The 23768-nt window shown below is 70.3% G+C and carries 20 protein-coding genes; 11 read left to right on the top strand and 9 right to left on the bottom strand.

The features are described 5' to 3' along the window. The first annotated feature begins 30 nt into the window (after positions 1 to 30). Entirely contained in the window at positions 31 to 810 is a 780-nt protein-coding gene (locus BLQ91_RS04460; protein WP_090095983.1) for an SGNH/GDSL hydrolase family protein, read from the top strand. On the opposite strand, the gene BLQ91_RS04455 is transcribed toward BLQ91_RS04460, so the two are convergent. Beyond that, positions 802 to 1560: an acyltransferase gene (locus BLQ91_RS04455; protein ID WP_090095330.1), complete on the bottom strand. Its 759-nt coding sequence runs from the start codon at positions 1558 to 1560 to the stop codon at positions 802 to 804. The two genes, BLQ91_RS04460 and BLQ91_RS04455, sit on opposite strands and share 9 nt — an antisense overlap. Positions 1561 to 1862: 302 nt before the next feature. Here BLQ91_RS04455 and BLQ91_RS04450 point away from each other — a divergent pair, with 302 nt between their 5' ends. The 5 genes from BLQ91_RS04450 (at position 1863) to BLQ91_RS04430 (ending at position 8836) form a co-directional block, all read left to right on the top strand. Next, positions 1863 to 2882 carry a helix-turn-helix domain-containing protein gene (locus BLQ91_RS04450; protein ID WP_090095329.1) on the top strand — a complete coding sequence of 340 codons (1020 nt, stop codon included), beginning with the start codon at positions 1863 to 1865 and terminating at the stop codon, positions 2880 to 2882. Positions 2883 to 2930: 48 nt separating this feature from the next. Then, entirely contained in the window at positions 2931 to 3773 is an 843-nt protein-coding gene (locus BLQ91_RS04445; RefSeq protein ID WP_090095328.1) for a hypothetical protein, read from the top strand. Between the two features lie 73 nt (positions 3774 to 3846). Beyond that, on the top strand, positions 3847 to 4701 hold the full coding sequence (locus tag BLQ91_RS04440; protein WP_090095327.1) for a nucleoside hydrolase: 855 nt from the start codon (positions 3847 to 3849) through the stop codon (positions 4699 to 4701). 58 nt (positions 4702 to 4759) lie between these two features. Next, entirely contained in the window at positions 4760 to 8017 is a 3258-nt protein-coding gene (locus tag BLQ91_RS04435; protein WP_090095326.1) for a GH92 family glycosyl hydrolase, read from the top strand. A gap of 93 nt (positions 8018 to 8110) precedes the next feature. Then, positions 8111 to 8836 carry a hypothetical protein gene (locus BLQ91_RS04430; protein WP_090095325.1) on the top strand — a complete coding sequence of 242 codons (726 nt, stop codon included), beginning with the start codon at positions 8111 to 8113 and terminating at the stop codon, positions 8834 to 8836. Here the strand turns inward: BLQ91_RS04430 and BLQ91_RS04425 are convergent. Further along, positions 8772 to 9161, bottom strand: coding sequence for a DUF4267 domain-containing protein (locus BLQ91_RS04425; protein WP_090095324.1), 390 nt, complete (start codon positions 9159 to 9161; stop codon positions 8772 to 8774). The genes BLQ91_RS04430 and BLQ91_RS04425 overlap by 65 nt on opposite strands. Positions 9162 to 9251: 90 nt before the next feature. Between BLQ91_RS04425 and BLQ91_RS04420 the strand changes: the two genes are divergently transcribed. Continuing rightward, positions 9252 to 9839, top strand: a complete 588-nt coding sequence (locus BLQ91_RS04420) for a TetR/AcrR family transcriptional regulator (protein ID WP_090095323.1) — start codon at positions 9252 to 9254, stop codon at positions 9837 to 9839. Here the strand turns inward: BLQ91_RS04420 and BLQ91_RS04415 are convergent. Genes BLQ91_RS04415 through BLQ91_RS04400 form a run of 4 tightly spaced genes read right to left on the bottom strand, consistent with a single transcriptional unit; the run spans position 9798 to position 13584 of the window. Next, on the bottom strand, positions 9798 to 10958 hold the full coding sequence (locus BLQ91_RS04415; protein WP_090095322.1) for a THUMP-like domain-containing protein: 1161 nt from the start codon (positions 10956 to 10958) through the stop codon (positions 9798 to 9800). The genes BLQ91_RS04420 and BLQ91_RS04415 overlap by 42 nt on opposite strands. A gap of 1 nt (position 10959) precedes the next feature. Next, a complete protein-coding gene (locus BLQ91_RS04410; protein WP_090095321.1) occupies positions 10960 to 11916 on the bottom strand; it encodes a class I SAM-dependent methyltransferase in 957 nt (318 codons plus the stop codon). Further along, on the bottom strand, positions 11906 to 12685 hold the full coding sequence (locus BLQ91_RS04405) for an enoyl-CoA hydratase/isomerase family protein (protein WP_090095982.1): 780 nt from the start codon (positions 12683 to 12685) through the stop codon (positions 11906 to 11908). The genes BLQ91_RS04410 and BLQ91_RS04405 overlap by 11 nt, the downstream gene beginning before the upstream one ends. Before the next feature lie 56 nt (positions 12686 to 12741). Next, positions 12742 to 13584 (bottom strand): ABC transporter ATP-binding protein, encoded by an 843-nt coding sequence (locus tag BLQ91_RS04400; RefSeq protein WP_090095320.1) that lies wholly within the window; start codon positions 13582 to 13584, stop codon positions 12742 to 12744. An 88-nt stretch (positions 13585 to 13672) separates the two neighbouring features. Here BLQ91_RS04400 and glgX point away from each other — a divergent pair, with 88 nt between their 5' ends. The 4 genes from glgX to BLQ91_RS04380 all read left to right on the top strand — a co-directional run bounded on the left by glgX (position 13673) and on the right by BLQ91_RS04380 (position 18176). Continuing rightward, entirely contained in the window at positions 13673 to 15787 is a 2115-nt protein-coding gene (gene glgX, locus BLQ91_RS04395; protein WP_090095319.1) for a glycogen debranching protein GlgX, read from the top strand. A 243-nt stretch (positions 15788 to 16030) separates the two neighbouring features. Next, positions 16031 to 16630 (top strand): cysteine dioxygenase, encoded by a 600-nt coding sequence (locus BLQ91_RS04390; RefSeq protein ID WP_090095318.1) that lies wholly within the window; start codon positions 16031 to 16033, stop codon positions 16628 to 16630. Continuing rightward, the gene (locus BLQ91_RS04385; protein ID WP_090095317.1) at positions 16627 to 17016 is read left to right on the top strand and encodes a rhodanese-like domain-containing protein; all 390 of its coding nucleotides are present in this window, start codon (positions 16627 to 16629) and stop codon (positions 17014 to 17016) included. Before BLQ91_RS04390 ends, BLQ91_RS04385 begins: the two co-directional genes overlap by 4 nt. Positions 17017 to 17054: 38 nt before the next feature. Then, the gene (locus tag BLQ91_RS04380) at positions 17055 to 18176 is read left to right on the top strand and encodes a hypothetical protein (protein ID WP_143022525.1); all 1122 of its coding nucleotides are present in this window, start codon (positions 17055 to 17057) and stop codon (positions 18174 to 18176) included. 102 nt (positions 18177 to 18278) lie between these two features. Here BLQ91_RS04380 and BLQ91_RS04375 read toward each other — a convergent pair whose 3' ends face one another. The 3 genes from BLQ91_RS04375 to BLQ91_RS04365 form a co-directional block, all read right to left on the bottom strand. Next, positions 18279 to 18821, bottom strand: a complete 543-nt coding sequence (locus tag BLQ91_RS04375) for a hypothetical protein (RefSeq protein WP_090095315.1) — start codon at positions 18819 to 18821, stop codon at positions 18279 to 18281. Between the two features lie 309 nt (positions 18822 to 19130). After that, entirely contained in the window at positions 19131 to 21719 is a 2589-nt protein-coding gene (gene glgP, locus BLQ91_RS04370; protein ID WP_090095314.1) for an alpha-glucan family phosphorylase, read from the bottom strand. A 220-nt stretch (positions 21720 to 21939) separates the two neighbouring features. Further along, positions 21940 to 23559: a serine/threonine-protein kinase gene (locus BLQ91_RS04365; RefSeq protein WP_090095313.1), complete on the bottom strand. Its 1620-nt coding sequence runs from the start codon at positions 23557 to 23559 to the stop codon at positions 21940 to 21942. Positions 23560 to 23768 lie beyond the last annotated feature (209 nt).

Raw genomic sequence — 23768 nt, 5'->3', positions numbered from 1 at the left:
TCCCGTGAACAGAAGGTGACCGAGGACTGGATGAACTACCAACGCTTCGTGGCGCTCGGGGACAGCTGCACCGAGGGCCTGGACGACCTGCTGCCCGACGGCCGCTACCGCGGCTGGGCCGACCGCGTCGCGTCCGCGCTGGACGCACCCGGTTTCCGCTACGCCAACCTCGCCGTGCGCGGCCGCCGGCTCGACCAGATGCTGGTGGAGCAGGTCCCGTCCGCGTCGGCGCTGGACCCCGACCTGGTGGTGCTCTTCGGCGGCGGCAACGACGTGATGTCCGGGGCTTCGGCCGCGCACCTGCACCAGCGGGTCGACGCGATGGTGCGCGCCGTGACGTCGTTCGCGCCGACCGTCGCCGTCTTCACGTTGAGCGACATCTCGCACCGCATGCCGTTCGGGTGGCGCATGCGGCCCCGGATCGAGGCCCTGAACGCAGCCGTTCGCGACGCTTCTTCGCGCTACGGCGCGGTTCTGGTCGACGTCGCCGCCGACGAGTGCGTGCACGACTCGCGGTACTTCGGGCCGGACCGGCTGCACCTGTCGTCGCTGGGGCACCGGCGCCTGGCCGGACACCTGTTGTCGGCGCTGGAGATCCCGTTCGACCCGTCGTGGCTGACGCCGCTGGAGGGCGCGGCGACGCCGGCCTCGGTCCTGGACCACTGGCGGTGGTTGCGGGACCAGGTGCTGCCGGTGGCGTACACGCGGACTCGGAACCGGCTGATCGGCCGGCAGCCCGGGGACGGGTTCAGCCCGAAACGCCCGCAGCTCGCGCCGCTGGCGTGGCCGCGGCTGGCCGACTCACGCTGACGTGCCGGACGACTGCTCCCGCTGGGCCAAGGCCTCCCCGGCCTTGCGGGCCATGTCGGCGATGTCCGCCCGCCGCTGGGCGTCCGCCTCGTAGTCGGCCCGCCGGTCCCGGACGACCCTGGCCGGCATGCCGACCGCGATCTTGAAGTCGGGCACGTCCCCGCGCACCACCGCGTGGGCACCCAGAACGCACCCGCGGCCGACGCGGGTGCCGCGCAGCACGGTGACCTTGGCGCCGAGCCAGCAGTCCGGCCCGATGCGGACCGGGGACTTCACGATGCCCTGGTCCTTGATCGGCAGCGTGACGTCCTCGACCTTGTGGTCGAAGTCGCAGATGTAGACCCAGTCAGCGACCAGCGACGACGCGCCGATCTCGATGTCGAGGTAGCAGTTGACTGTGTTGTCCTTGCCGAACACGACCTTGTCGCCGATGCGCAGCGACCCCTCGTGGCAGCGGATCGCGTTGCCGTCGCCGATGTGCACCCAGCGGCCGATCTCGAGGCGGCCGAAGCCGGGCCGGGCCATGACCTCGACGCGCTTGCCGAAGAAGACCATGCCGCGCAGCACCACGTGCGGGTTGAGCAGGCGGAACTTCAGCAGGCGCCAGTACCGGACGAGGTACCAGGGGGTGTAGGCGCGGTGGCGCAGCACCCAGCGCAGGGAGTCCACCGTGAGGAACCGCGCCTGCATCGGGTCACGGCGCGACCTGCGCCAGCGGGTCCAGACCGGTGCACCCCACATCGAAGTCATGGACGAAGACTCTAACTTCGTCGACAGCTTGCTCAATCAACCAGGTTTCGCCCATCCGACAAGTTCCTCTCATGAGCAAACTTGCGCACAAGACAAGGTTGCGCATCACAGGCAAGTTCCAACATGAGGCAAGTTTGCTATTGTCGCGGCTGAATGGAGCAAGTGAGCCGAGGAGGGACGACATCGATACCGAACCTTCCCCACTACTCGAACGAGCACTCAACCACCTGCAAGGACTTCTAGGGGCCGGTTGGCAGGTGGCGGAACTTCCCGACCCGGAGGGACACAGGACAGGAGACGCGGTGATCGACAGCCGCGTCCGGTTGACCCCGCCCGACCAGCAACGCTTCACCGAGCTCCTGGTGGTCGCGCGGACGACGGTCACTCCGCGCGACGCGGAAACCCAGCTCCGCCAGATCAGCAACGTTCTACGCCATGTGCGCGGGCAGCAGACGCTACTGGTGGTCTCTCCTTGGATCAGCGCACGAACTCAACAAGTCCTGCGTGAGCAGGAGATCGCCTACCTCGATCTGACAGGCAACACCTCGATCTCGATCGACTACCCCTCGATCCGCATCGAGACCCACGGAGCCCGGAAAGCCCCCAGATCATCGACGGTTGACGAGTCCGCGGACACGCGTACCGTCACGCTGGGAGGAGTTCGGGCAGGCCGCGTCGTACGCTTCTTGGTCGACCACCGTCCTCCGTATCGAGCGACTCGGATCGCCTCGGCGACGGGGGTGAGCCTTCCCTGGGTGTCGCGGCTGCTCGGCCAACTCGAGGACCAGCTGCTCATCCGTCGACAGGGGCGGACCATCACGGATGTGAAGTGGCCTGAGGTTCTGCGCGCTCGTGCGGAAACCTATGACCTGCTTCGGCACAACTCCCATGTGAGCGCGATCGCGATGAACGGCGAAACCGCTTTGCTGGCCGATCTGGCACGAGAACTGCGGAAGGATGGCGCTTCGGGAAGCATCGCAGTGACCGGCCACTACGCGGCGCGCTGTGTAGCTCCGTACGCGACAGATGGTCAACTAATGCTGTACGTGGAGGCTGGGCCGCACACGCCTGACGCGTGGGCGAGCAAACTTGACCTGATGCGTGCGGATCGCGGAAACGTTCTGCTCCTTCGCGCCCACGACCGCGCGGTCTTCGACGGAACCAGGACCGTTGACGGTGTGCAACATGTGGCATTGAGCCAGCTCGTGCTCGACAGCCTGACCGGACCGGACCGGATGCCCGCAGAGGCGGAGAAGGTCTTGGACTACATGATCGGTCATGAGCGGGAATGGCGACTACCTGCTCCGTTGAACGACGACTAGGGCAGTCCAGCACCACTCTTCAAACTTCTCATGACAGAAAGTTCACCGATGTCCAAGACTCCGCACGGGGTTCATCCGTCAGATCTCACTGTTGTAGCTCGTAACGTGCTCCTCGACGGACTGGACGCCCTTGCGCCTCATCTCTCATCGATCACTGTGGTGGGAGCGCAGGCCGTACACCTCCGCACCCTGGGCGCCCAGTTCTCCACTGCGGCTCACACCTCGGACGGTGATCTGGGAGTCGATCCACGTCAGCTCGAGGACGAGCCCTTGATCCAGGAGAGGCTCAGGTCGGCAGGGTTCGAGCTGATGTCCGAGAACCAGCCAGGACTCTGGGCACGCAAGGAATTCGTCGGAGACGTTCTCGTCCCCGTGGAACTGGACCTCCTGGTCGGCGAACGACTGGCCGGCACGGGGAGCCGCAGCGCGAACATCAGGCCGCATGACAAAATGACAGCTCGCCGCGTGCCAGGTCTCGAGGTAGCAGTCGTCGACCGCTCCCCCATGACGATCACCGCCTTGGACGGCAGCGGACGTTCCACGGAGGTGAACGTGGCCGGGGCCGCCGCCCTGCTGGTCGCCAAGGCCCACAAGATCCACGATCGTCTGCGGAACCCCAGCAGGCTCACCAACAAAGACGCAGGCGACGTCTACCGCCTCATGGTGGGAGTACCGCGGCAGGAAGTCGTGGATTCTTTCCGCGTTCTGACAAAGGACCACCTGGTCGGTGAGGTGACGAAGCGCGGCCTCGATCTTCTCCGAGAGCAGTTCGGCGGGCCTGCTACTCCGGGTGTACGGCTGGCGATCGACGCGCTCGCCGGAGACATCCCCGCCGATCGCATCCGTCTCGTGGCTCCCGCCTATGTCGCCGTTTTGGATGACCTCGGCTGAGCACCGAGGTGGCCGCGGTGCACCTCGGCACCTTCCTGGGCGCGCACGCCGGGCCGTGAGGCAGGCTGGCGGCATGGCGACTCCTCTCATCATCGACACCGACCCCGGCGTCGACGACGCGTTCGCGATCGCGCTCGCGGCCCGCAGCCCCGAGGTCGAGCTGAAAGGCCTGACCACGGTCTTCGGCAACGTCGGGCTGGACCTCACGACGGCCAACGCGCTGCGGTTGCTCGCGCACCTCGGGCGCACCGACGTGCCCGTGGTCAAGGGGTTCGAGGGACCCGGCGGGGCCGCGGACGTGCACGGCGCGGACGGGCTCGGCGGGCAGGCGCTCACGTTGCCGGAGAACCCGCGAGGCGTGCAGGGCGAAGACGTCGTGCGGTTCTTCGCGGACACCATCACGCCGGACACCGTCGTCGCGGCGATCGGGCCGCTCACGAACATCGCCGCCGCGCTCGACGCCGGTGTCGAGTTCCCGCGGCTGATCGTCATGGGTGGCGGGCTCGGCATCGGCAACATGACACTCCGGGCCGAGTTCAACTTCTGGGCCGACGCCGCGGCGGCGCGGACGGTGATCCGCAAGGGGAACCCGCTCGTCGTGCCGCTCAACCTCACGCAGCGGTGCATCGCGGACACCGAGTTCCTCGCGAACGTCGACCCCGTGCTGAGCAACCTCACCGGCACCTACCGGGCCTACCTCGCCGCCAACAGGAACCTGAACCACTCCGACCACGAGGAGGGCATCCTCGTCCACGACGCCGTCGCCGTGGCGGAGGCGGTCGTGCCCGGAAGTCTCGTCCTGAAGACCCACGGGCTCGACATCGACGACGAGGGCGCGCTCGTCGAGGGGAAGTACCGGGTGGAGGTCGCGGAGGACTGCGACTGGCCCGCGCTGAGGGCCTTCATGGAGCAGCGGTTGTCCGTTTGACGACAACTTCACGTCGCTCTCTGGGGTTGCGCGGGCACGGAAAGTAGGGTCCGCGACCATGCGGCGAAGAGTGCTCACGACAGCTGCGGCAGTGGCGGCCATGACGTTCGGGGTGGTCCCCGCCTCCGCTCAGCCCCAGGTCCAGGTGGTGCCGGATCCGGCAGCACACGTGAACCCGTTCATCGGCACGACCAACCTCGGGAACACCTTCCCCGGCGCGGTCGTGCCGTTCGGCATGTTCTCCTTCAGCCCGGAGGCCAGTCGAGGCAACACCCTGCGCGCCGCGGCTCCCGGCGGCTACCGGTACGACGCCACGAAGATCCGCGGCTTCAGCCTCACCCACATGTCCGGCACGGGCTGCGCGGGCGGCAGCGGTGACATCCCGATCTTCCCGCACGTCGGGACCGTCACGACCAGCCCGGCCACCGACGCGACGGACGCCGTCTACGCGAGCGAGTTCGCGCACGCGGACGAGGTGGCCAAGCCCGGCCGCTACGACGTGACGCTCAAATCGGGTGCGAAGGCCGAGCTGTCCGCCACGGAACGCACCGGCGCGGCGCGGTTCACCTTCCCCGCCGACAAGCCGGCGACGGTGCTGGTCAACACGTCCAAGTCGCAGGTCGGCAGCAGTGACGCCCAGACCGTGGTCGACAGGGACAAGCGCACCATCACCGGCAGCGTGACCAGCGGCAACTTCTGCGGCTACATCAACCAGGCCGGCCGCCGCAGCTACTACACGCTGCACTTCGTGGCGGAGTTCGACCAGGCGTTCACCGAGGTCGGCACGTACCAGGACAACGTTGTCACGCCCGGAAGCACGACCGCGAAGGGCGGCACGACGTACGGCACCAACGGCTGGCCGGTGCTGGGCAAGGGCTCCGGCGCGTACCTGGGGTTCGCACCGGGCTCGCAGGTCGGCGTGAAAATCGGCATCTCCTACGTCAGCTTGGACAACGCCAAGGCGAACCTGAGGGCCGAGAACAAGGGCCAGTCCATCGAGGACATGAGGGACAACGCGTACATCGCGTGGCAGAAGCAGCTCAGGCGCATCGAGGTCGGCGGCGGCTCCGATGACGAGCGGACGAAGTTCTACACGGCGCTGTACCACTCGTTGCTGCACCCCAACCTCTTCAGCGACGTCAACGGCGAGTACGCCGGGTTCGACGGCAAGGTCCACAAGATCGACAAGCGGAGGCAGAAGGCCCAGTACGGCACGTTCTCGGGCTGGGACGTCTACCGCTCGCAGCTGCAGCTGCTCACCCTGCTCGAACCGCAGATCGGGTCGGACATCGCGCAGTCGCTGCTCAACCAGGCCGAGCACAACAACGGCGTGTGGGACCGCTGGACGCACAACAACGGTGGCACGCACGTCATGAACGGCGACCCGGCGCCGATCGCGCTGGCCGCCATCTCGGCCTTCGGCGGCACCGGCTACGACCTCGGGGCGTCGCTGAAGTCGCTGGTGAAGGCCGCGACCGTGCCCACCGCGCTCGACCTGAGCAAGGAGGGCTGGGCCGTGATGTCGGTCGGGCAGCGGCCGTCGCTCGACAAGTACCTGAAGCACAGGTACATGCCGTCGGTCTCGAACGCCTGGGGCGGCGCGGCGGAGACCCTGGAGATCTCGGCGGCGGACTTCGCCATCAGCCAGCTCGCCGGGCGCACGGGCGACCGCAGGACCGCGAAGACGTTCGCCGAGCGCGCGCAGTGGTGGCAGAACAACTTCGACCCGGTCGCGGACGCCACCGGCGGCTACATCCGCAACCGCAACGCCGACGGCACGTGGGTCAAGGACTTCACGCCCGACACCGGCAACGGGTTCGTCGAGGGCAGCAGCGCCCAGTACACGTGGATGGTCCCGCACAACGTCGCCGGGCTCGTCGAGTCGCTGGGCGGTCGGGAGCGCGCGAACAAGCGGCTGGACGACTTCTTCCACAACGCCGACGGCAGCTGGGCGCTGACCGGCCGCGGCGGGGCGAAGTCCGAGCTGGACAACGAGCCGTCGGTGAACGTGCCGTGGCTCTACAACTACACCGGCCAGCCAGCCAAGGCGCAGGAGACGTTGCGCGAGACGGTGAACACGCTGTGGAAGAACACTCCCGGCGGCATTCCCGGCAACGACGACCTCGGCGCCATGTCGTCGTGGTTCGTGTTCACCGCGATGGGCATCTACCCGCAGGTGCCGTCGCGCGCCGAGCTGGTGCTGAGCGCGCCGCTGTTCACGTCGGCGAAGATCAACCGCGGCGGCGGCAGGGACATCACCATCACCGCGCCCCAGGCCGGCACGGCCACGAAGTACGTGCAGTCGTTGAAGGTCAACGGCCGTGCGTCGTCGAAGACCTGGCTGCCGGAGTCGTTCGTGGAACGCGGCGGCAGGCTCGACTTCGTGCTGGGCGGGTCGGCGTCCTCGTGGGGCACCGGCGCCGCCGACGCCCCGCCGTCGTTCCGCGACGGCGAGCAGCCGATCCGCCACGACCAGCCGTACTTCCTCACGGTCGAACCGCGCCAGCTCGTCGTCGAGCCCGGCGGCTCGGTCCGGGGGAAGGTCGACTCGGTCAAGCTCTACGACGGCGACCCGAAGGCGACCTACACGATCACCGGTCCGGACGCGCTGTCGTTCACGCCGGCCACCGGCACCGTGCCCGCGGAGTTCACGGTCGCGGCCGGTCCCGGTACCGCGCAGGGCTTCTACGACATCACCGTGACGGTGATCGTCGAAGGAGCCTCGAAGCCGGTCGTGCTGCCGCAGACGGTGAAGGTCGCGCCGGCGGGCAGCATGCTCGCCGCGGTGAACAACGTCGGTGCCTCCGCCGACGCGGACGGCGAGGGCGACTTCGACGGCGGCGGCTACAGCTACTCGCGGGAGGCACTGGCCACGGCCGGGCTCGCGCCGGGCGGCACGGTCACCGTCGACGGCCTGACGTTCACGTGGCCGTCCTCCCCGGCGGGCCGTCCCGACAACGCGACCGCCGCGAAGCAAACGCTTGCCCTGTCCGGGACGCGGCTCGCCTTCGTGGGCTCCGCGACCAACGGCGCCCGCACCAAGCCGGCCGTTGTCACGTTCACCGACGGCACGACCGCTTCGGTGGACATCGGGTTCAGCGACTGGACGCTGGGCGGAGGCGGCGCGACGCCGAGCTACGGCAACGTCGTCGTCGCGACCACGCCGTACCGCAACACGCTCGGCGGCGGCAACGAGAAGGTGGCCACGCACATCTTCGCCACGAAGACGTACGCGGCTCCGGAGGGCAAGACGTTGGCGAGCGTCGTGCTGCCGGAGGACGGGAACATGCACATCTTCGCCGTGGCACTGGCTTGATCCCACCTGGTGCGGCTTCGCCGGGACGGCGGAGCCGCACCGGGGCAGCCTGTGCGCGAGCCGGGCTGGAGCCGTAGCTCATAAGGTTGTGCGGTGTTCAGGGTTTCAGAACGCGACCAGTTGCGCCGCGACCTCGTCAGCGCCGCCGAGACCGACTGCCGGGTGGTCGGGGCGGCGGTGACCGGGTCGGCGGCGGTCGGCGGGGAGGACCGGTGGTCCGACATCGACTTCGCCCTGTCGGTGGAGCGGGACGTGGACGGCGTGGTCGCCGACTGGACGGCGTTGATGCAGGCGTGCGGCGCCGTCAGCCACCTCGACGTCCGGCGCGGCAACGTGTTGTTCCGCGTGTTCCTCATGCGGTCCACGTTGCAGGTGGACATCGCGTTCTGGCCGTCGGACGAGTTCGGGGCGACCGGACCCACGTTCCGACTGCTGTTCGGGGAGGCGAACGAGCTTCCTCGGGCCGGGCAGCCCGATCGGGACGAGCTCGTCGGTCTCGCCTGGTTGTACGCGGTGCACGCGCGGTCGGCGATCGAGCGCGGGCGGGTGTGGCAGGCCGTCTACATGATCAACGGGATGCGGGACCACGTGATGTCGTTGTGGTGCCTGCGCGAGGGGGTCGACGCGGTGCAGGGTCGCGGGCTGGACGGCCTGCGGGACGCCTCCGCGTTCGTCGGCACGCTGGTGCTGTCGACGGATCCCGGCGAGCTGCGGCGGGCGTTCCACGTGGCGACCGGGCTGCTGGTGGACGAGATCAGCGAGCCTGTGCTGCGGGAGACCGTTCGGGCGCTTTCTCCCGGAGCAGCAGCCACGCGGTGAACAGCACCAGCACGGCCGCGGAACCGTGCACCGCGAGCGCGTAGCCCGCTGTGCCGCCGTGCGTCATCACGGCTATGCAATCGCCGATCGGGATGATCGAGTCCGCCAGGACGACCCACCCGAGGGCTCGGCGGTGGCCCAGGAGCAGCAGGATCAAGGCCGTCAAGGCGTAGGCGATGTCTCGCACGCCCTTCACGACGTAGTAGCCGGCCGGGTCGACGATGCCGAACCCCGCTGCGGCTCCGTCGCCGTTGAGCAGGTAGCCGAGGCCGAAGTAGAAGCCCGCCCCGACGACGAGCCATCCCATAATCGTGGCCAAGCGCATTTCGTCCTCCTGGATTTCTAGCATTGCTAGCGACGGGAGCGACGCTAGCAGCAGGGCGCTCGGATGTCTAGCAGTGCTAGATTGTGCGGCGTGACCATCCAGGACCGGCGTGAGCGCGAGCGGGCCGAACGCCACCAGCTGATCATCGACGCCGCCCGGGACCTGGCCGAGCAGGAGGGCTGGGACGCCGTCACCACGCGCCGGCTCGCCGAGAAGGTCGAGTACAGCCAGCCGGTGCTCTACAGCCACTTCAAGGGCAAGGACGCGATCGTGCGCGCGGTCGCGATCCAGGGGTGCGGCGACCTGGCGCGCGTGCTGCGGGAAGCCCGTCCCTCCCGAGGGGGGTCACGGCTGCGGGCCGCGGCGGAGGCCTACCTGCGGTTCGCGAGGGAAAGGCCCGCGCTCTACGACGCGATGTTCGTGCAGCGGTCCGACATCCCGTGGGGCACGGACGAGGTGCCGCGGGAACTGCTCGACGCGTTCGGCGAACTCGTCGCCGCGGTCGAGCCCGTCCGGCGCGACCGCGACCCGGAGGCGTTGACGGAGGTCTTCTGGAGCTCGCTGCACGGCATCGCGACGCTCGTGCGAGGCGGGAGGTTGCGACCGGTGCACGACGACACCCGCCTCGACCTGCTGCTAGGTGCGCTGAGCCTCGCACAGCACGAAGACGGGCTTTGAGCCGATCCTGGTCAGCACGACCGTGGCCGATCCCGGACCGGCGAGCTTGAGGCGCTTGCGCATCGTGTTCGGGTCGACGTCGAGGCCGCGCACCAGGATCTCCAGCGAGCCGATCCCCCGCGTCTTCAGCAGCGACTTGAGCGACTTCTCCGCGTAGTGCCCGTGTTCGAGCACGCGGAACGCCCGGATGCCGGGCGGGGGCTCGTCACCGCTCAGGTACGCGATGCGCTCGTCGAGCTGCCACAACCCGTGCCGCGCCGCGTAGTGCCGCACCAGACCGGCGCGCACCACCGCGCCGTCCGGGTCGACGAGCCACGCACCGGGCGGCGCGACCGGGCAGTCGTCGGGTTCGGCGTCCGTCAGGGTCCACGACGACGAACCGTGCAGAACCGTGGCGCGGCGCGAAACCCCGGGTGTGGCGAGGCCCCGCGTCCACAGGCAGGCCTCGCGGACCGCGCTGTCCAGCGACACGACCTCGATCTCGTCCGCCCAGGGCGCGACGGCGAAGTCGATGCCGGGCGCGCACTTCACGGCGAGGTCGACGCTCGCGTACACCTCGGACAGCTCGTCGAGCGGCGGCACGAAGTCCGAGGGGTTCCACCTGCGGCGGCCGGAGGAGTCACGACGGGCCGGGTCGGCGGTCACGGCGGACGCCCGCGACACCGGGCGCAGGGCGTCGGCCCGGACGACCAGCGAACCGGGGACGTTGTTGCGCGCCATGGCGAGCCGCACCGGGTCGAGGTCCGAGCCGACGCACGTGGAAGCGACCGAGCTCAGCGCGAAGAGGTCCGCCCCGACCGAACACGTGACGTCGTGCACCGTGCGACCGGCGAACCGCGTGGCGCGGTGCCGGGCGACAGCGGACGCCGTGGCCTGCTGCAACGCGTCGTCGGTGAAGAGCCACGACGCCGCGGAGTCCAGTTTGGACACCGCGCGACGCCGCAGCAGCACGGTTTCCACGACCGGGGCGAACGACGGGCCGAGGCGCTTGCGGGCCGTCTCGACGTCCCTCAGGCGGGAGGCGTCGGAGAACGGCAACGCGTCCACCTCCGCCACCGCGGCGGTCCCGGCGGCGGAGCGCAGGAACGCCACGTCGGCGGTGGTGAACGCGTAGCCCAATTCAGGAAGACTTCTCGCCGGTGACCGACACGTTGTAGAACACCTCGCGCGGCAGCACCTTCGAGAGCACGTTCTGGTCGACCCACGTGAGGTTCTGCCAGGTGCGGTAGGCGAACATCGCCCACCCGAAGCCCAGCTTCTCGCGCGGCACGGCGGCCTCGAACGTCCGCACCGGCCAGCCGAACAGGGCCGCGGACAGCTCGTCGGTCACCGCGCGCACACCGACGGCACCGGCGCGGCGAGCCGTCGCCTCCAGCTGGTCCGGGTCGAACGTGTGCAGGTCGACCACGGCCTCCAGCGCGGCGGCGCGGGAGGACTCGTCGAGCTCCTCCTGCGGCCGGCGCCAGTCGTTCAGCACCGGCAGGGCCTTGGTGATGGTGGTGGTCAGCCACCACGTCGCCTGGCCGAGCTTGCGGGCGTAGAAGTTGCCGATGTTCGTCGGGTCGCCCGCGAACACGAACTTCCCGCCGGGCTTGAGGACGCGCAGCACCTCGCGCATCGCCGCCTCGACGTCCGGGATGTGGTGCAGCACCGCGTGGCCGACGACGAGGTCGAACGTGTTGTCGTCGTACGGGATCCGCTCGGCGTCGGCGACCCGGCCGTCCACGTCGAGACCGAGGTGCTCGGCGTTGCGCAGCGCGACCTCGACCATGCCGGGCGACAGGTCGGTGACCGACCCCTTCTCGATCACCCCGCCCTGCATGAGGTTCAGCAGGAAGAAGCCGGTGCCGCAGCCCAGTTCCAGCGCGTGCCCGTACGGGCCGACGTCCCCCGCGGCGGCGCGGAAGCGGTCCGTCGCGTAGGTGATGCAGCGGTCGTCGTAGGAAATCGACCACTTCTCGTCGTACGTGCCCGCTTCCCAGTCGTGGTAGAGCACCTGCGCGAGCTTGGTGTCGGAGTAGGCCGCCTGGACCTCTTCCGCGGTCGCGTGGGGATTGGGTGCCGGGTCAGTTGCCACTGAACTTCGCCTTTCCAGGGCCGTTCTCGATGAACGACTCCACGCCCGCCTTCTTGTCCTCCGTCGCGAACAAGGCCGCGAAGAGGTGGCTTTCGAGCTTGAGACCCGACTCGAGGTCGGTGTCGAGGCCGCCGTCGACGGCCGCCTTGGTGGCCGCCAGGGCGAGCACCGGCCCGCCGACGAACTGCTCGGCCCACCGCACGGCTGCGGCGTACACGTCGTCCGGGGCCACGACCTCGTCGACCATGCCGATCTCGAGCGCCTCCTGGGCGCCGACGAACCGGCCGGTGTAGAGCAGGTCCTTGGTCTTCGACGGACCGATCAGCCGGGCGAGGCGCTGCGTGCCGCCACCGCCGGGGATCAGGCCGAGCAGGATCTCGGGCTGGCCGACCTTCGCGTTGTCGCCCGCGATGCGGCGGTCGCAGCCGAGCGCCACTTCGAAGCCGCCGCCGAGCGCGTAGCCGGTGATCGCGGCGACCGTCGGCTTGGGCACCGAGGCCAGGGCGCCGAGCGCGTCCGACAGGCCCTTGGCGCGCAGCGTCATCTCGGCGTGCGAGATCTGCGCGAACTCCTTGACGTCGGCGCCGGCCGCGAAGACCTTCTCGCCGCCGTAGACGATGACCGCGTAGACGTCCGAACGCTCGGAGGCCTCCTTCGCGGCGGCCTGGAGCTCGGTCTGCACCTGCCGGTTCAGGGCGTTCATCGGCGGCCGTTCCAGGCGGATCGTGCCGATCCCGTCCTCGACCTCGAGCCTAACGAACTCAGCCACGCGGCCCTCCACAGTTTCGTCGCGACAGCGGTGTCACGTTACCCGGCGGTAGCTTCTCAGATCTTCCTGCGGGCGAAGAAGCGGTCTCCCGACTTCTGCAGCTCCAGGTCCTGGCCGAAGGTCTTCGAGAGGTTCTCCTCGGTGAGGGTGTCCTCCAGCAGGCCCTGCGCCACGATCGAGCCCTCGCGCAGCAGCAGGGCGTGCGTGAAGCCCGGCGGGATCTCCTCGACGTGGTGGGTGACCAGCACCATCGCCGGCGCGTCCGGGTCCAGCGCGAGCTCGGACAGCTTCGCGACCAGGTCCTCGCGGCCGCCCAGGTCGAGGCCCGCCGCCGGCTCGTCGAGCAGCAGCATCTCGGGGTCGGTCATCAGCGCGCGGGCGATCAGCGTGCGCTTGCGCTCGCCCTCGCTCAGCGTGCCGTAGAGGCGGTCGGCGAGGTGTCCCATGCCGAGGGTGCCGAGCAGCTCGCGGGCGCGGCCGGTGTCCTGCTCGCCGTACTCCTCGCGCCACCGGCCGAGCACCGCGTAGCCCGCGGAGACGACCAGGTCGACGACCGTCTCGTCGGGCGGGATGCGGCCACCGAGCGCCGCGGAGCACAGGCCGATCCGGGGCTTGAGCTCCTGGACGTCGGTCTTGCCCAGGCGCTCGCCCAGGAGGTGGACCTTGCCCTTGGTCGGGTGCAGGTCGGCGCTGGCGAGCCGTAGCAGGGTCGTCTTGCCGGCTCCGTTCGGGCCCAGCACCACCCAGCGCTCGTCCAGCTCCACGCTCCAGTCGATGTTGCCGACCAGCGTGTTCTTCCCGCGGCGGACCGATACGCCCGCCATGTGCACGACCAGATCTGTCACGTCGACGTCCGCCACGCCCCCATTGTTCCGAACGGCACCCGACCGCCCACTCATCGGGGTGCACCTCACGCCGGACGAGGACGCTGCGCCGCCTGTGTGAACTCTTGAGTTCCTTGTCGGTGTCGGATGCCAAGATCGGGGCATGGCTACTCGACCCGAGTCCGAAGTGCTGGCAGGGCGCCCGTTCCCGCTGGGAGCGCACGCCGAGGCCGGCGGTGTCCGGTTCGCGGTGACGTCGCACGTCGCCGACGCGGTCGAGGTCTGCCTCGTCGACGACGACGGCACCGAGAAACGCGTCGAGCTGACCGAGCGGACGTTCGGCGTCTGGCACGGCCTCGTGCCGGGCGTCACACCCGGTCAGCGGTACGGGTTCCGGGTCCACGGGCCGTACGACGCGGGCCGCGGCCTGCGCTGCAACCCGGCCAAGCTGCTCGTCGACCCGTACGCCCGGCAGGTCGTGGGCGGGATCACGAACCTGGAGGCCGCGCTCGGCTACGTGGGCGACCCGATGCACGGACCGCCGTCCTCGGTCGACTCGCTCGGCTCCGTGCCGCTCTCCGTCGTGAGCTCACCGGGCGGCGCGGACACGGGCGTGAAGCCCGAGGTGCCGTTCGAAGAGGCCGTCATCTACGAGATGCACGTCAGGGGCTTCACGAAGAACCACCCCGAGATCCCGGAGAAGCTGCGCGGCACCTACCTCGGCCTCGCGCACCCCGCCGCGATCGAGCACCTCGCCCGGCTCGGCGTGACGACGGTCGAACTGCTGCCGGTGCAGGCTTTCCAGGACGAGCCGTCGCTGATCAGCAGGGGTGCGCGCAACTACTGGGGCTACTCGCCGCTGGGCTACTGCGCGCCGCACGCGGCGTACGCGAGCGAGCCCGGCAACGAGATCCAGGAGTTCCGCACGATGGTCGCGGCGCTGCACGCGGCGAACATCGAGGTGCTGATCGACGTCGTCTACAACCACACCTGCGAGGGCGGGCCGGACGGCCCGACGATCTGCTTCCGCGGCTACGACGCGCCGGGCTACTACCTGCACGCGGGCGGCGGCAGCACGGTCGACATCACCGGCTGCGGCAACACGCTCGACGCCGGGTCGCCGCAGGTCGTGCGCCTGGTGACGGACTCGCTGCGCTACTGGGCGCAGGAGATGGGCGTCGACGGGTTCCGCTTCGACCTCGCCTCCACGATGGGCCGTCCCGGCGGCGGGTTCTTCGACCGCGACAGCGCCCTGCTGACGGCCATCACGACCGACCCGGTGCTGTGCCGGTCCAAGCTGATCGCCGAACCGTGGGACGCGACGGGCGACGGCTACCGGGTCGGCGACTTCGGCATGCAGTGGGCGGAGTGGAACGGCCGCTACCGCGACACGGTGAGGGACTTCTGGCGTGGCCACACGTCCGTGCGCGACCTCGCGTACCGGCTCTCCGGGTCGAGCGACCTGTACGCGGACGACCTGCGCCGGCCGTGGCAGTCGATCAACTTCATCACCGCGCACGACGGTTTCACCCTGCGCGACCTGGTGTCGTACAACGACAAGCACAACGAGGAGAACGGCGAGCAGAACCGCGACGGCACGAACGACAACCGCTCGTGGAACTGCGGCGCCGAGGGGGAGACGACCGACGCCGGGGTCCTCGCGCTGCGGGCCCAGCAGGCTCGCAACCTCCTGGCGACGCTGCTGCTGTCGACCGGCACGCCGATGATGACGGCGGGCGACGAGATGTGGCGCACCCAGGGCGGCAACAACAACGCGTACTGCCTCGACAACGAGGTCTCGTGGGTCGACTGGACGGCCACGGACGCGGGCGAGGCGTTGCTCGGCTTCACCCAGCGCCTGATCGACCTGCGGGCGTCGTCCCCGGCGCTGCGGCAGCCCGAGTTCTTCGAGGGCCGCGCGACGCGGAGCGGCAACCCCGACCTGGTGTGGTTCCGGCCGGACGGCCAGGAGATGGCCGAGACGGACTGGTTCGACGAGGGCCGTCGCACGCTCGGGATGTTCATCGACGGGTCGAACTGCCTCTCGCGCACGCGTGAGGGCGAGCTCGTGTCGGACGACTCGTGGTTGATGCTGATGCACGCCGGCGCGGAGGCCATCACGGTCACCCTGCCGCACGAGCGGTACGGGCCGTCGTACGAGCCGTACCTCGACACGACGACGGCCGACGGCTCGCCCGCCACGCCCGGTTCGTTCGCACCCCGCGGGAAGGTCCCGGTGGCGGCGCGGTCGCTGTTGCTGCTGCGCATTCCGCGCTGAAGTCCTTGCGGCCACTTGGCTCTGGGTCCGAGGTTCTTCCGGCAGGTGGACGCTCTAGCACGCTCCGAGACGGTCTGGCACGATCGCGGTCGTGGTCGTCTACTGCTGGACGGACCGCACGATCGACCTCGTCCTCGTGGCCTCGTGCGGGTGTAGCTCGACGCGACGCACGCGCTGAAACCAGCGCCCCGCGTCGCGTCTTGATCGCTACCCCGTGCCGACGCGGCCTCCAGGAGCGAGTGCGTGACTTCGACGTTCGCCGGACACACCACCGACCAAGATCGATTCGACCTGCACCCGGCGCTGGACAGCCGGCTGCTGCGGGACGTCGTCCACCCGTCGCGGGACCTGTGGACACCGCGCGAGCTGCGCGACCTGACGTCGTTCGTGGCGAGCGAGCTGACCACCGGGCTGCTGGGGATCCTCGAGTACTCGGCCGAACGCCGCTGGTGGGCGCGCCTGGGGCTGACCGAGGGCGTCGAGCTGTGGCTGCTGTCGTGGCTGCCGGGACAGGGCACCGAGCCGCACGACCACGGCGGCTCGGCCGGTTCCTTCACGGTGCTCGAGGGCAGGCTGCGGGAGGACTACCGCTACCCCGCCGGGCCGATCCGGTCCGCGGTGCGCGAGACCGGCGACGCGCTGGGCTTCGGCTCCGGGCGGGCGCACCAGGTGCTGAACCCGTTCGACGCGCCGGCCGCGACCGTGCACGCCTACTCGCCGCCGCTGGTGCCGACCCGCGAGTACGCGTCGCTGCTCGACATCCCCGACTCGATCCCACCGCTGCCCGCCCGGCGCCTCCCGCTGGCCGAGCTGCGCCGGCTGGCCGACCTGGAGGGCCCGTGAGCAACCTCGACACCATCCTCGACGAGGCGCGGTCGCACCTGAAGCGCCTCGAACCGCACGAGCTGCTCGCCCTCGGGGACGCGCTGGTCGTCGACATCCGGCCGCACCACGACCGGCTCGCCGAGGGCGAGATCGAGAACTCCGTCGTGGTCGAGCGGATCGTGCTGGAGTGGCGGCTCGACCCCGCCGGCGACTGGCGGCTGCCCGGCTTCACCGCGGACACGACCGTCGTGGTGGTGTGCAACGAGGGCTGGGCCTCGTCGCTCGCGGCACGGGACCTGCAACGGGTCGGCCTCGCGAACGCCACGGACCTCGTCGGCGGGTTCCGGGGCTGGCGCGCGGCCGGTCTGCCGATCCGCGAGGGCGGCTCGCAGCCGGTGGTCTGAGCGGGGAACCGCCGTCGCGCCGGTAGCGTCTGGAGATCGTGACAGTGGTGCGCTGGGCCGCGACGGCCCTGGTGGTGGCCGGGACGATCGCCTGGACCCTTTCGGACTTCCTCCTCGGGCTGACCGGTGCTCTCGCCGGCCTGCTGCTGGGACTCGCGGCGGCGCAGGGAGGCCTGGCGCTCGGCGCAGTCCTCTTCGGACTCCGGATCACGAACGTGATCATCGGCGTCGGCTCCGAGGTCAAGGCGTGGACCAGCCCGACCCGGCGGGTGGTGCTGCGCAGCATCCCGGTGCTCGCCACGATCGGGCTCTCCGGGCGGAAACCGGGCGTGCGCAGGCGGACCGTCCTGACGGGGGTCTTCGCCGCCGTGCTCGGCGCGGCGGTCGCGGCGGCCACCTGGCTCACCGTCGGCACCGCGTTCGGCAAGGGCCTGGCGCTGGCCACGACGGCGTGCTTCCTCGTGCAGCTCGTCCCGGTCGAGAAGCCCGCGTACGTGAGCATCGGCTGGTTCGCGTTCTCGCTGCCGAGGCTCACCGGCAGGCGCGTGGCCGAACTGGAGGCACGGCCGCGGGTCATGGCCGGCATGGACGCCTACCACCGCGGCGACCTCGACGAGGCCGAGCGGATCCACGAGGACCTGGCTCGGGAGCACCCCGACCTGCTGACCGTGGTCGGCCTGGAGGTCGCGACGAGGTGCGCGCGGGAGAAGTACCTCGAAGCGCTGCAGACCGTGATCGCGCTGAACGGGCGGGAGGACCTCGGCGAGCGCGAACTGGCGTTCGTCCTCGCCACCACGGCCGGGGTCGCGGTCTACGCGGTCGAGGCAGGCCAGTTCCCCGCCGAGGTGGGCCTGGAGACCGCCCGCAGCATGCTCGGCAACGCCTACCGGGCCGGGTATCCGAAGTCCCGCTCGAACGGCACCCTGGCGATCATGGCGTTGCTGGAGGGCGACACCGCGACGGCGAGGCAGCTCGCGGGGTACGCCGCCGAGGCGAGCGAGAGCGGGACGGACCGCGCCGACGACCTGGTCACGATCGCGCGGGCGTGGATGGCGGACGGCGACAACGCGAAAGCCCGTGAGCTCGTGACCGAGGCCCACGAGCTCGCGGGCTGGAGTCCCAGGGTGGCGGCGACCCGCGCCCGGCTGCAGATCAGCTAGTGGTGTGGCGCGGGCCGAGTGCGTTCCCGGACTCGCGGCGCACGCGGAAAAGGGTCCGTCACCGAGACCGCGTGGCGGGCCCTTTTCCACCCCGCGAACAGATCAGCCCCTCTCCGCCGGCAGCGGCGCGCCGGACAGCGCGGGCAGGCCGCCGGGAGGAACCGGCAGGCCGCACTTGACCAGCAGTTCCTTGGCGGCCCCGAGCACCGCGTTCAGCAGCTCGGTGACCTTGGCGGCGTCCGGCGGCGTCGCTCCCGCGCCGAGGACCGTGCCGCCGAGCGCCGCGACCGCCGCGATCAGGTTGAGCACGGCCGGCAGGCACTGGTCGGCCGGGCCGGTGTACTCGGCCGTCCTGGCGGGCGCCGGCGCACCCGGAGCGCTCACCGGCGGTGTCGGGAGACATCCGGCGTTCTGCATCGCTGTGACGAGGCCGAGCAGGTCGCCGATCAACGGTGTCGCCGCGGCCACGTCGGGCGAGGGGGCAAGACTGCTGACGGCCTTCTTGAGCTTCTCGGCGAAGTCCTGGACGAGAGCGGCGCAGGCGGCGGGGAGCTCCGGCGTGGCGGGCGACGAGCTGGCGGCCGGGACGGCCGAAGCGGCGAACAGAGCTGCGACGAGCGAGAGTGCGGTAATCGTCTTCCTCACGGCTACCTTCTTCCTCAATGCGCAATTCAGCGGAGCCGCGCCAACAATGCGTTGCCGAATTCTGGTGCGGTTCATTCCATGCACAGGAGCGTAAGCCGGTGCCCAGGCCGCTACCAGCGGAGATCCTGGATTCACCCGCCCGAAAGGTGCTCATTCGTTTGAGCGAAGAGTGCGGCGGGGTATACGACTGGCCGTTGTCACCGGTGGTGAACGGAAAACGAGGAAGAGGAACGCACCAGGGCATCCAGGCCCGCCTGGTGGAGGCGAACTGGATGCCCTGGGTCGCTGGTCCCCGCGCACGGCGGGGGGTCAGCCGGCCAGCACGACCCTGCCGAGCTCGGCGGGAGTCGCCAGCAGGCCGTGCCTCGGCAGCACGCGCACGGTGTAGCCGAGCGCGCCCGCGTGCGGCAGCGGCACCTCGGCCTCGTAGTTGCCGTTGCCCGCGTAGTTCATCGGCGAGGACACGATGTCCTTGAGCTCGTCGGAGTCGTGCGACACCTTGCCGAGCACGACCTGGACGTCCACTTCGGACGGTTCCAGTCCCGCCAGCTCGACCCGCGCCCGCACGACGACCGGCGACCCGAGCACCGGCACCGACGACCCGCCGAGCACGAGGTCGCTGTCGAGCACCCGGACCCGCGTCCACGACGCGCGCAGCCGGTGCCGGTACGACGACAGCTCCTTCGCACCGCGGTAGCCCTCACCGACGACGGTCTGCGCGGACGCCGCGGCCGGCGCGTAGTACGTCTCGACGTACTCGCGGACCATGCGGGAGGCCTGCACGACCGGGCCGAGCGAGGCCAGCGTGTGCCGGACCATCGACATCCAGCGCGTGGGCACGCCGTCCTCGCCGCGGTCGTAGAACAGCGGCGCGACCTGCGACCCGAGCAGGTCGTACAGCGCGTTGGCCTCCAGGTCGTCCCGGCGGACCGGGTCGTTCACGCCGTCCGCGGTCGGGATGGCCCAGCCGTTCGAGCCGTCGTACAGCTCGTCCCACCAGCCGTCGCGGATGGACAGGTTGAGGCCGCCGTTGAGGGCCGCCTTCATGCCGGACGTGCCACACGCTTCGAGGGGGCGCATCGGGTTGTTCAGCCACACGTCGCAACCCCAGTACAGGTACCGGGCCATGGACATGTCGTAGTCGGGCAGGAACACGATCCGGTGCCGCACGCCCGCGTCGTCGGCGTAGCGCACGATCTGCTGGATCAGCGCCTTGCCGCCGTCGTCGGCCGGGTGCGACTTGCCCGCGACCACGAGCTGCACGGGCCGTTCGGGGTGCAGCAGCAGCGAGCGCAGACGCTCCGGATCACGCAGCATGAGCGTGAGGCGCTTGTACGTCGGCACGCGCCGTGCGAAGCCCACGGTCAGCACGTCCGGGTCGAAGACCGAGTCGGTCCAGCCCAGCTCGAGCGCCGACGCGCCGCGCTGCAGCCACGACTCGCGCACCCGGCGGCGCACCTCGTCGACCAGGCGGCCGCGCAGCGTCGACCGCAGCTCCCACAGCCCGGCGTCGGTGACCGGCTCGAACGCGCCGATGCCGAGGCCGTTGCCCGTGTGGCTGTCGGCCTCGGACGCCCCGAGCAGCTTGCTCATCTCGGTCGCGGCCCACGTCGGCCCGTGCACGCCGTTGGTGACCGAGCCGATCGGCACCTCGGTGGCGTCGAAGCCCGGCCACAGACCGCGGAACATGTCCCGGCTGACCTCGCCGTGCAGCTTGGACACGCCGTTGGCGCGCTGGGCGAGCCGCAGACCCATGTGGGCCATGTTGAACATGCCGGGGTTGTCCTCGGCGCCGAGCGCGAGGATCCGCTGCGTGTTCACGCCGGGGACCAGGGCCTCCGCGCCGAAGTAGTGCTGGACCAGGTCGACCGGGAAGCGGTCGATGCCGGCGGGCACCGGCGTGTGCGTCGTGAAGACCGCACCGGCGCGCGAGGCCGTGAGCGCCTGGTCGAAGTCGAGGCCGTCGTTGGTGATGTACTCGCGGATCCGCTCCAGGCCGAGGAAGCCCGCGTGCCCCTCGTTGGTGTGGAACACCTCGGGCTGCGGGTGGCCGGTGAGCTCGCAGAACGTGCGGACCGCCCGCACACCGCCGATGCCCGCGAGGATCTCCTGGCGGATCCGGTGGTTCTGGTCGCCGCCGTAGAGCCTGTCCGTGACGCCGCGCAGGTCGTCGTCGTTCTGCTCCACGTCCGAGTCGAGCAGCAGCAGCGGGATCCGCCCGACCTGGGCCTTCCAGATCTTCGCGCGCAGCATCCGGTCGCCCGGCATGGCGACGTGCACCAGCAGCGGCAGCCCGGACGGCTCGGTCAGCAGCTCGAGCGGCAGGCCGCGCGGGTCGAGCACCGGGTAGTGCTCGATCTGCCACCCGTCGAGCGACAGCGACTGGCGGAAGTACCCGGAGCGGTAGAGGAGACCGACCGCGATCAGCGGGACGCCGAGGTCGGAGGCTGCCTTGAGGTGGTCGCCGGCGAGGATGCCGAGGCCGCCCGAGTAGTTCGGGAGCGCCTCGTGCACGCCGAACTCCATCGAGAAGTAGGCGACGCTCGTGGGCAGCGGCGTGTCGGGGGCCCCGTGCTCGCGGCGCTGGGCGATCTCGTCCTGCCGCCGCTGGTACCAGCGCGGACCGTCGACGTAGCGCTCCAGGTCACTCGCGAGCGCGTGCAGCTTGAGCAGGAACTGCTCGTCTCTCGCAAGTGACTCCAGACGCCCGGCGTCGACGACGGAGAGCAGGCGCAACGGGTCGCCACCGACCTCGGACCAGACGCGGGGGTCGATCGAGGAGAAGAGGTCCTGCGTGGCCGGGTGCCACGTCCAGCGCAGGTTGGTGGCGAGCGTGCTCAAAGCAGACAGGGGCTCCGGCAGGCTGGCTCGGACGGTGAACCGGCGAAGTGCTCGCATGACGAGGCAACTTACCTGCCACCCTCCGGGGGCTGACAACGTTCCCGATCAGACCTGCAACGACTTGCAGGACCGGTCAAGACGCGGACCGGCCCTGAGCAGGCCGGACGCGGAGCGCGTTCCCCCGTTCGGCCGACGGGCGGGCGGTGTCCACTTCGCACTGATCGCCCGTTCTCCGGCCGCTCCCGCCCGGGCGGCGGACGTCCGGCGCCCGCGGCCGTCAGCCCTTCTGCTCGCCGACGATCCGCGGCTTCTCACCCTTGCCCGAGATCTCCAGCACGTGCTCCACGACCTTGGCCTTGTTCGTCTCCGCCTCGGTCAGCTCCAGCGCCGTCGTCACCTGGAACACGCCGTCCTCGTCCGGCGGCGAGGCGACCGGACCGGCTTTGACGACGACCTTCGAGTACTTGCCCCAGAAGTCCTTCTCGGAGGACGCGCTCGGCGCCTGGTCCGGGTCCCAGTCGGCCCGCGCGCCCTCCACGTTGCCGGGGAGCTTGCCGTAGTGCGCCTTCGCGAACTGCGCGATCTGGGCCGGGCTGAACTTGCTGGCCGGCGGCTTCGAGGACGGCGGCTGGCTCTGGTAGGTCTGCGACGGCGGCTGCTTCTGGGTCGTCGTCGCCGGCTTCTGCTCGGCCGGTTTCTGCGAGGTGGGCTCCGGGGTCTGCGACGTGGTCTGCTGCGACGTGGTGGGGCCGCTCGCGGTCTTGTCGTCCTTGTCGCCCGACATGATCGCGTAGGCGACGCCGGCGACCAGGAGCACGCCGAGGACGGCGGCGGCGATCGCCAGACCGCGGTTGTTCTTCCTCGGCTCCGGTTCGGGCTCGCGGCCGTACGGCTCGTCGTAGGTCGCCGGGAGCGGTGCCGGGGGCCTGGTGCGCGGCGGCTGGGACGGCATCGGCTGTTGGGACGGCATCGACTGTTGGGACGGCATCGGCCGTGGGGTCTGCGTGCCGTGGCCCGCGGCCCCCATGACGGCGGTGCCGGACGGCGGCGTCATCGGGCGCGGCGGGATCACGCGGGTCACCGGGACCGGCGCGCCGGACGCGATCGCCTTGAGCTCCTCCGCCGCCTGGCCCGCGGTCGGGCGCTGCGACGGCTCGTTCGCGAGCAGGCGGGTGAGCAGGCCGGTGAGCGGTCCCGAGCGCAGCGGCGGCCGGGTCTCGCCGCGGGCCACCTTGTAGAGCAGGCCGAGGTCGTTGGTGCTCTTGCCGAACGGCGGCTCGCCCTCGGTCATCGCGTAGATCGTCGCGCCCAGCGAGAAGACGTCCGAGGCCGGCGCGGGCTCGGCACCGCGGGCGAGCTCCGGCGCCAGGTACGCGGGGGTGCCCGCGAGCATGCCGGTCTTGGTGACGGCCACGTCGCCCAGGGCGCGCGAGATGCCGAAGTCGGTGATCTTCACCGTGCCGTCGCGTCCAATGAGGACGTTGCCGGGCTTGATGTCGCGGTGCACGATGCCCGCGCCGTGGGCGGCGGCGAGCGCCGAGGCGGCCAGCGACCCGATGCGCGCGGCCTCCTGCGGCGGCATGGTGCCGCGCTCCGACAGGAGCGCCGACAGGTTGCGGGACGGCAAGTACTCCATGACGAGGCAGGGTTTGCCGTCCTCGACCACGACGTCGTAGACGGCGATGGCGTTCGGGTGCTGCAGGCGCGCCGCGATCCGGCCCTCCCGCATGGCGCGCTGCACCGCCTCGTGGAACTCGTTCGACTCAACGTCGTTGAGAAGCAGCTGCTTGACCGCCACGTCACGGTGCAGGAACTCGTCGCGCGCCCGCCAGACGACGCCCATCGCACCGGCGCCGAGCTGGTCCAGCAGGACGTACCGATCGCCAAGCTTGTTCACGCGCGCACGGTACCCGTAGCGCGCTCTTAACACGGTGAGTTGTACGGGAAGAGTCCACTGGAGGGGACGGCAAGCGGACAGGACGTGGACGGGAGACCCTGGACACGATCAGCCGTTCAGGTGTGCGATCGGCCGCGCATGGGTACGGATCTACTTGGGGCAACCCGCTGGTGAGCGGCTTGATGGAGCAAGGCAGGATTACCCAGCGA

Source organism: Lentzea jiangxiensis, from assembly GCF_900104175.1.
GTDB classification, from domain to species: domain Bacteria; phylum Actinomycetota; class Actinomycetes; order Mycobacteriales; family Pseudonocardiaceae; genus Lentzea; species Lentzea jiangxiensis.
The sequence above is the reverse complement of the archived record's forward strand: the minus strand, read 5'-3'. Positions and strand labels throughout refer to the sequence as shown.

What these genes read in the sequence shown, in the direction of transcription:
- BLQ91_RS04460 (WP_090095983.1), top strand. Translation starts at nt 31, where the DNA reads ATGAACTACCAACGCTTCGTGGCGCTCGGGGACAGCTGCACCGAGGGC.
- BLQ91_RS04455 (WP_090095330.1), bottom strand. Translation starts at nt 1,560, where the DNA reads ATGACTTCGATGTGGGGTGCACCGGTCTGGACCCGCTGGCGCAGGTCG.
- BLQ91_RS04445 (WP_090095328.1), top strand. Translation starts at nt 2,931, where the DNA reads ATGTCCAAGACTCCGCACGGGGTTCATCCGTCAGATCTCACTGTTGTA.
- BLQ91_RS04440 (WP_090095327.1), top strand. Translation starts at nt 3,847, where the DNA reads ATGGCGACTCCTCTCATCATCGACACCGACCCCGGCGTCGACGACGCG.
- BLQ91_RS04435 (WP_090095326.1), top strand. Translation starts at nt 4,760, where the DNA reads ATGCGGCGAAGAGTGCTCACGACAGCTGCGGCAGTGGCGGCCATGACG.
- BLQ91_RS04425 (WP_090095324.1), bottom strand. Translation starts at nt 9,161, where the DNA reads ATGCGCTTGGCCACGATTATGGGATGGCTCGTCGTCGGGGCGGGCTTC.
- BLQ91_RS04400 (WP_090095320.1), bottom strand. Translation starts at nt 13,584, where the DNA reads ATGAGTGGGCGGTCGGGTGCCGTTCGGAACAATGGGGGCGTGGCGGAC.
- glgX (WP_090095319.1), top strand. Translation starts at nt 13,673, where the DNA reads ATGGCTACTCGACCCGAGTCCGAAGTGCTGGCAGGGCGCCCGTTCCCG.
- glgP (WP_090095314.1), bottom strand. Translation starts at nt 21,719, where the DNA reads ATGCGAGCACTTCGCCGGTTCACCGTCCGAGCCAGCCTGCCGGAGCCC.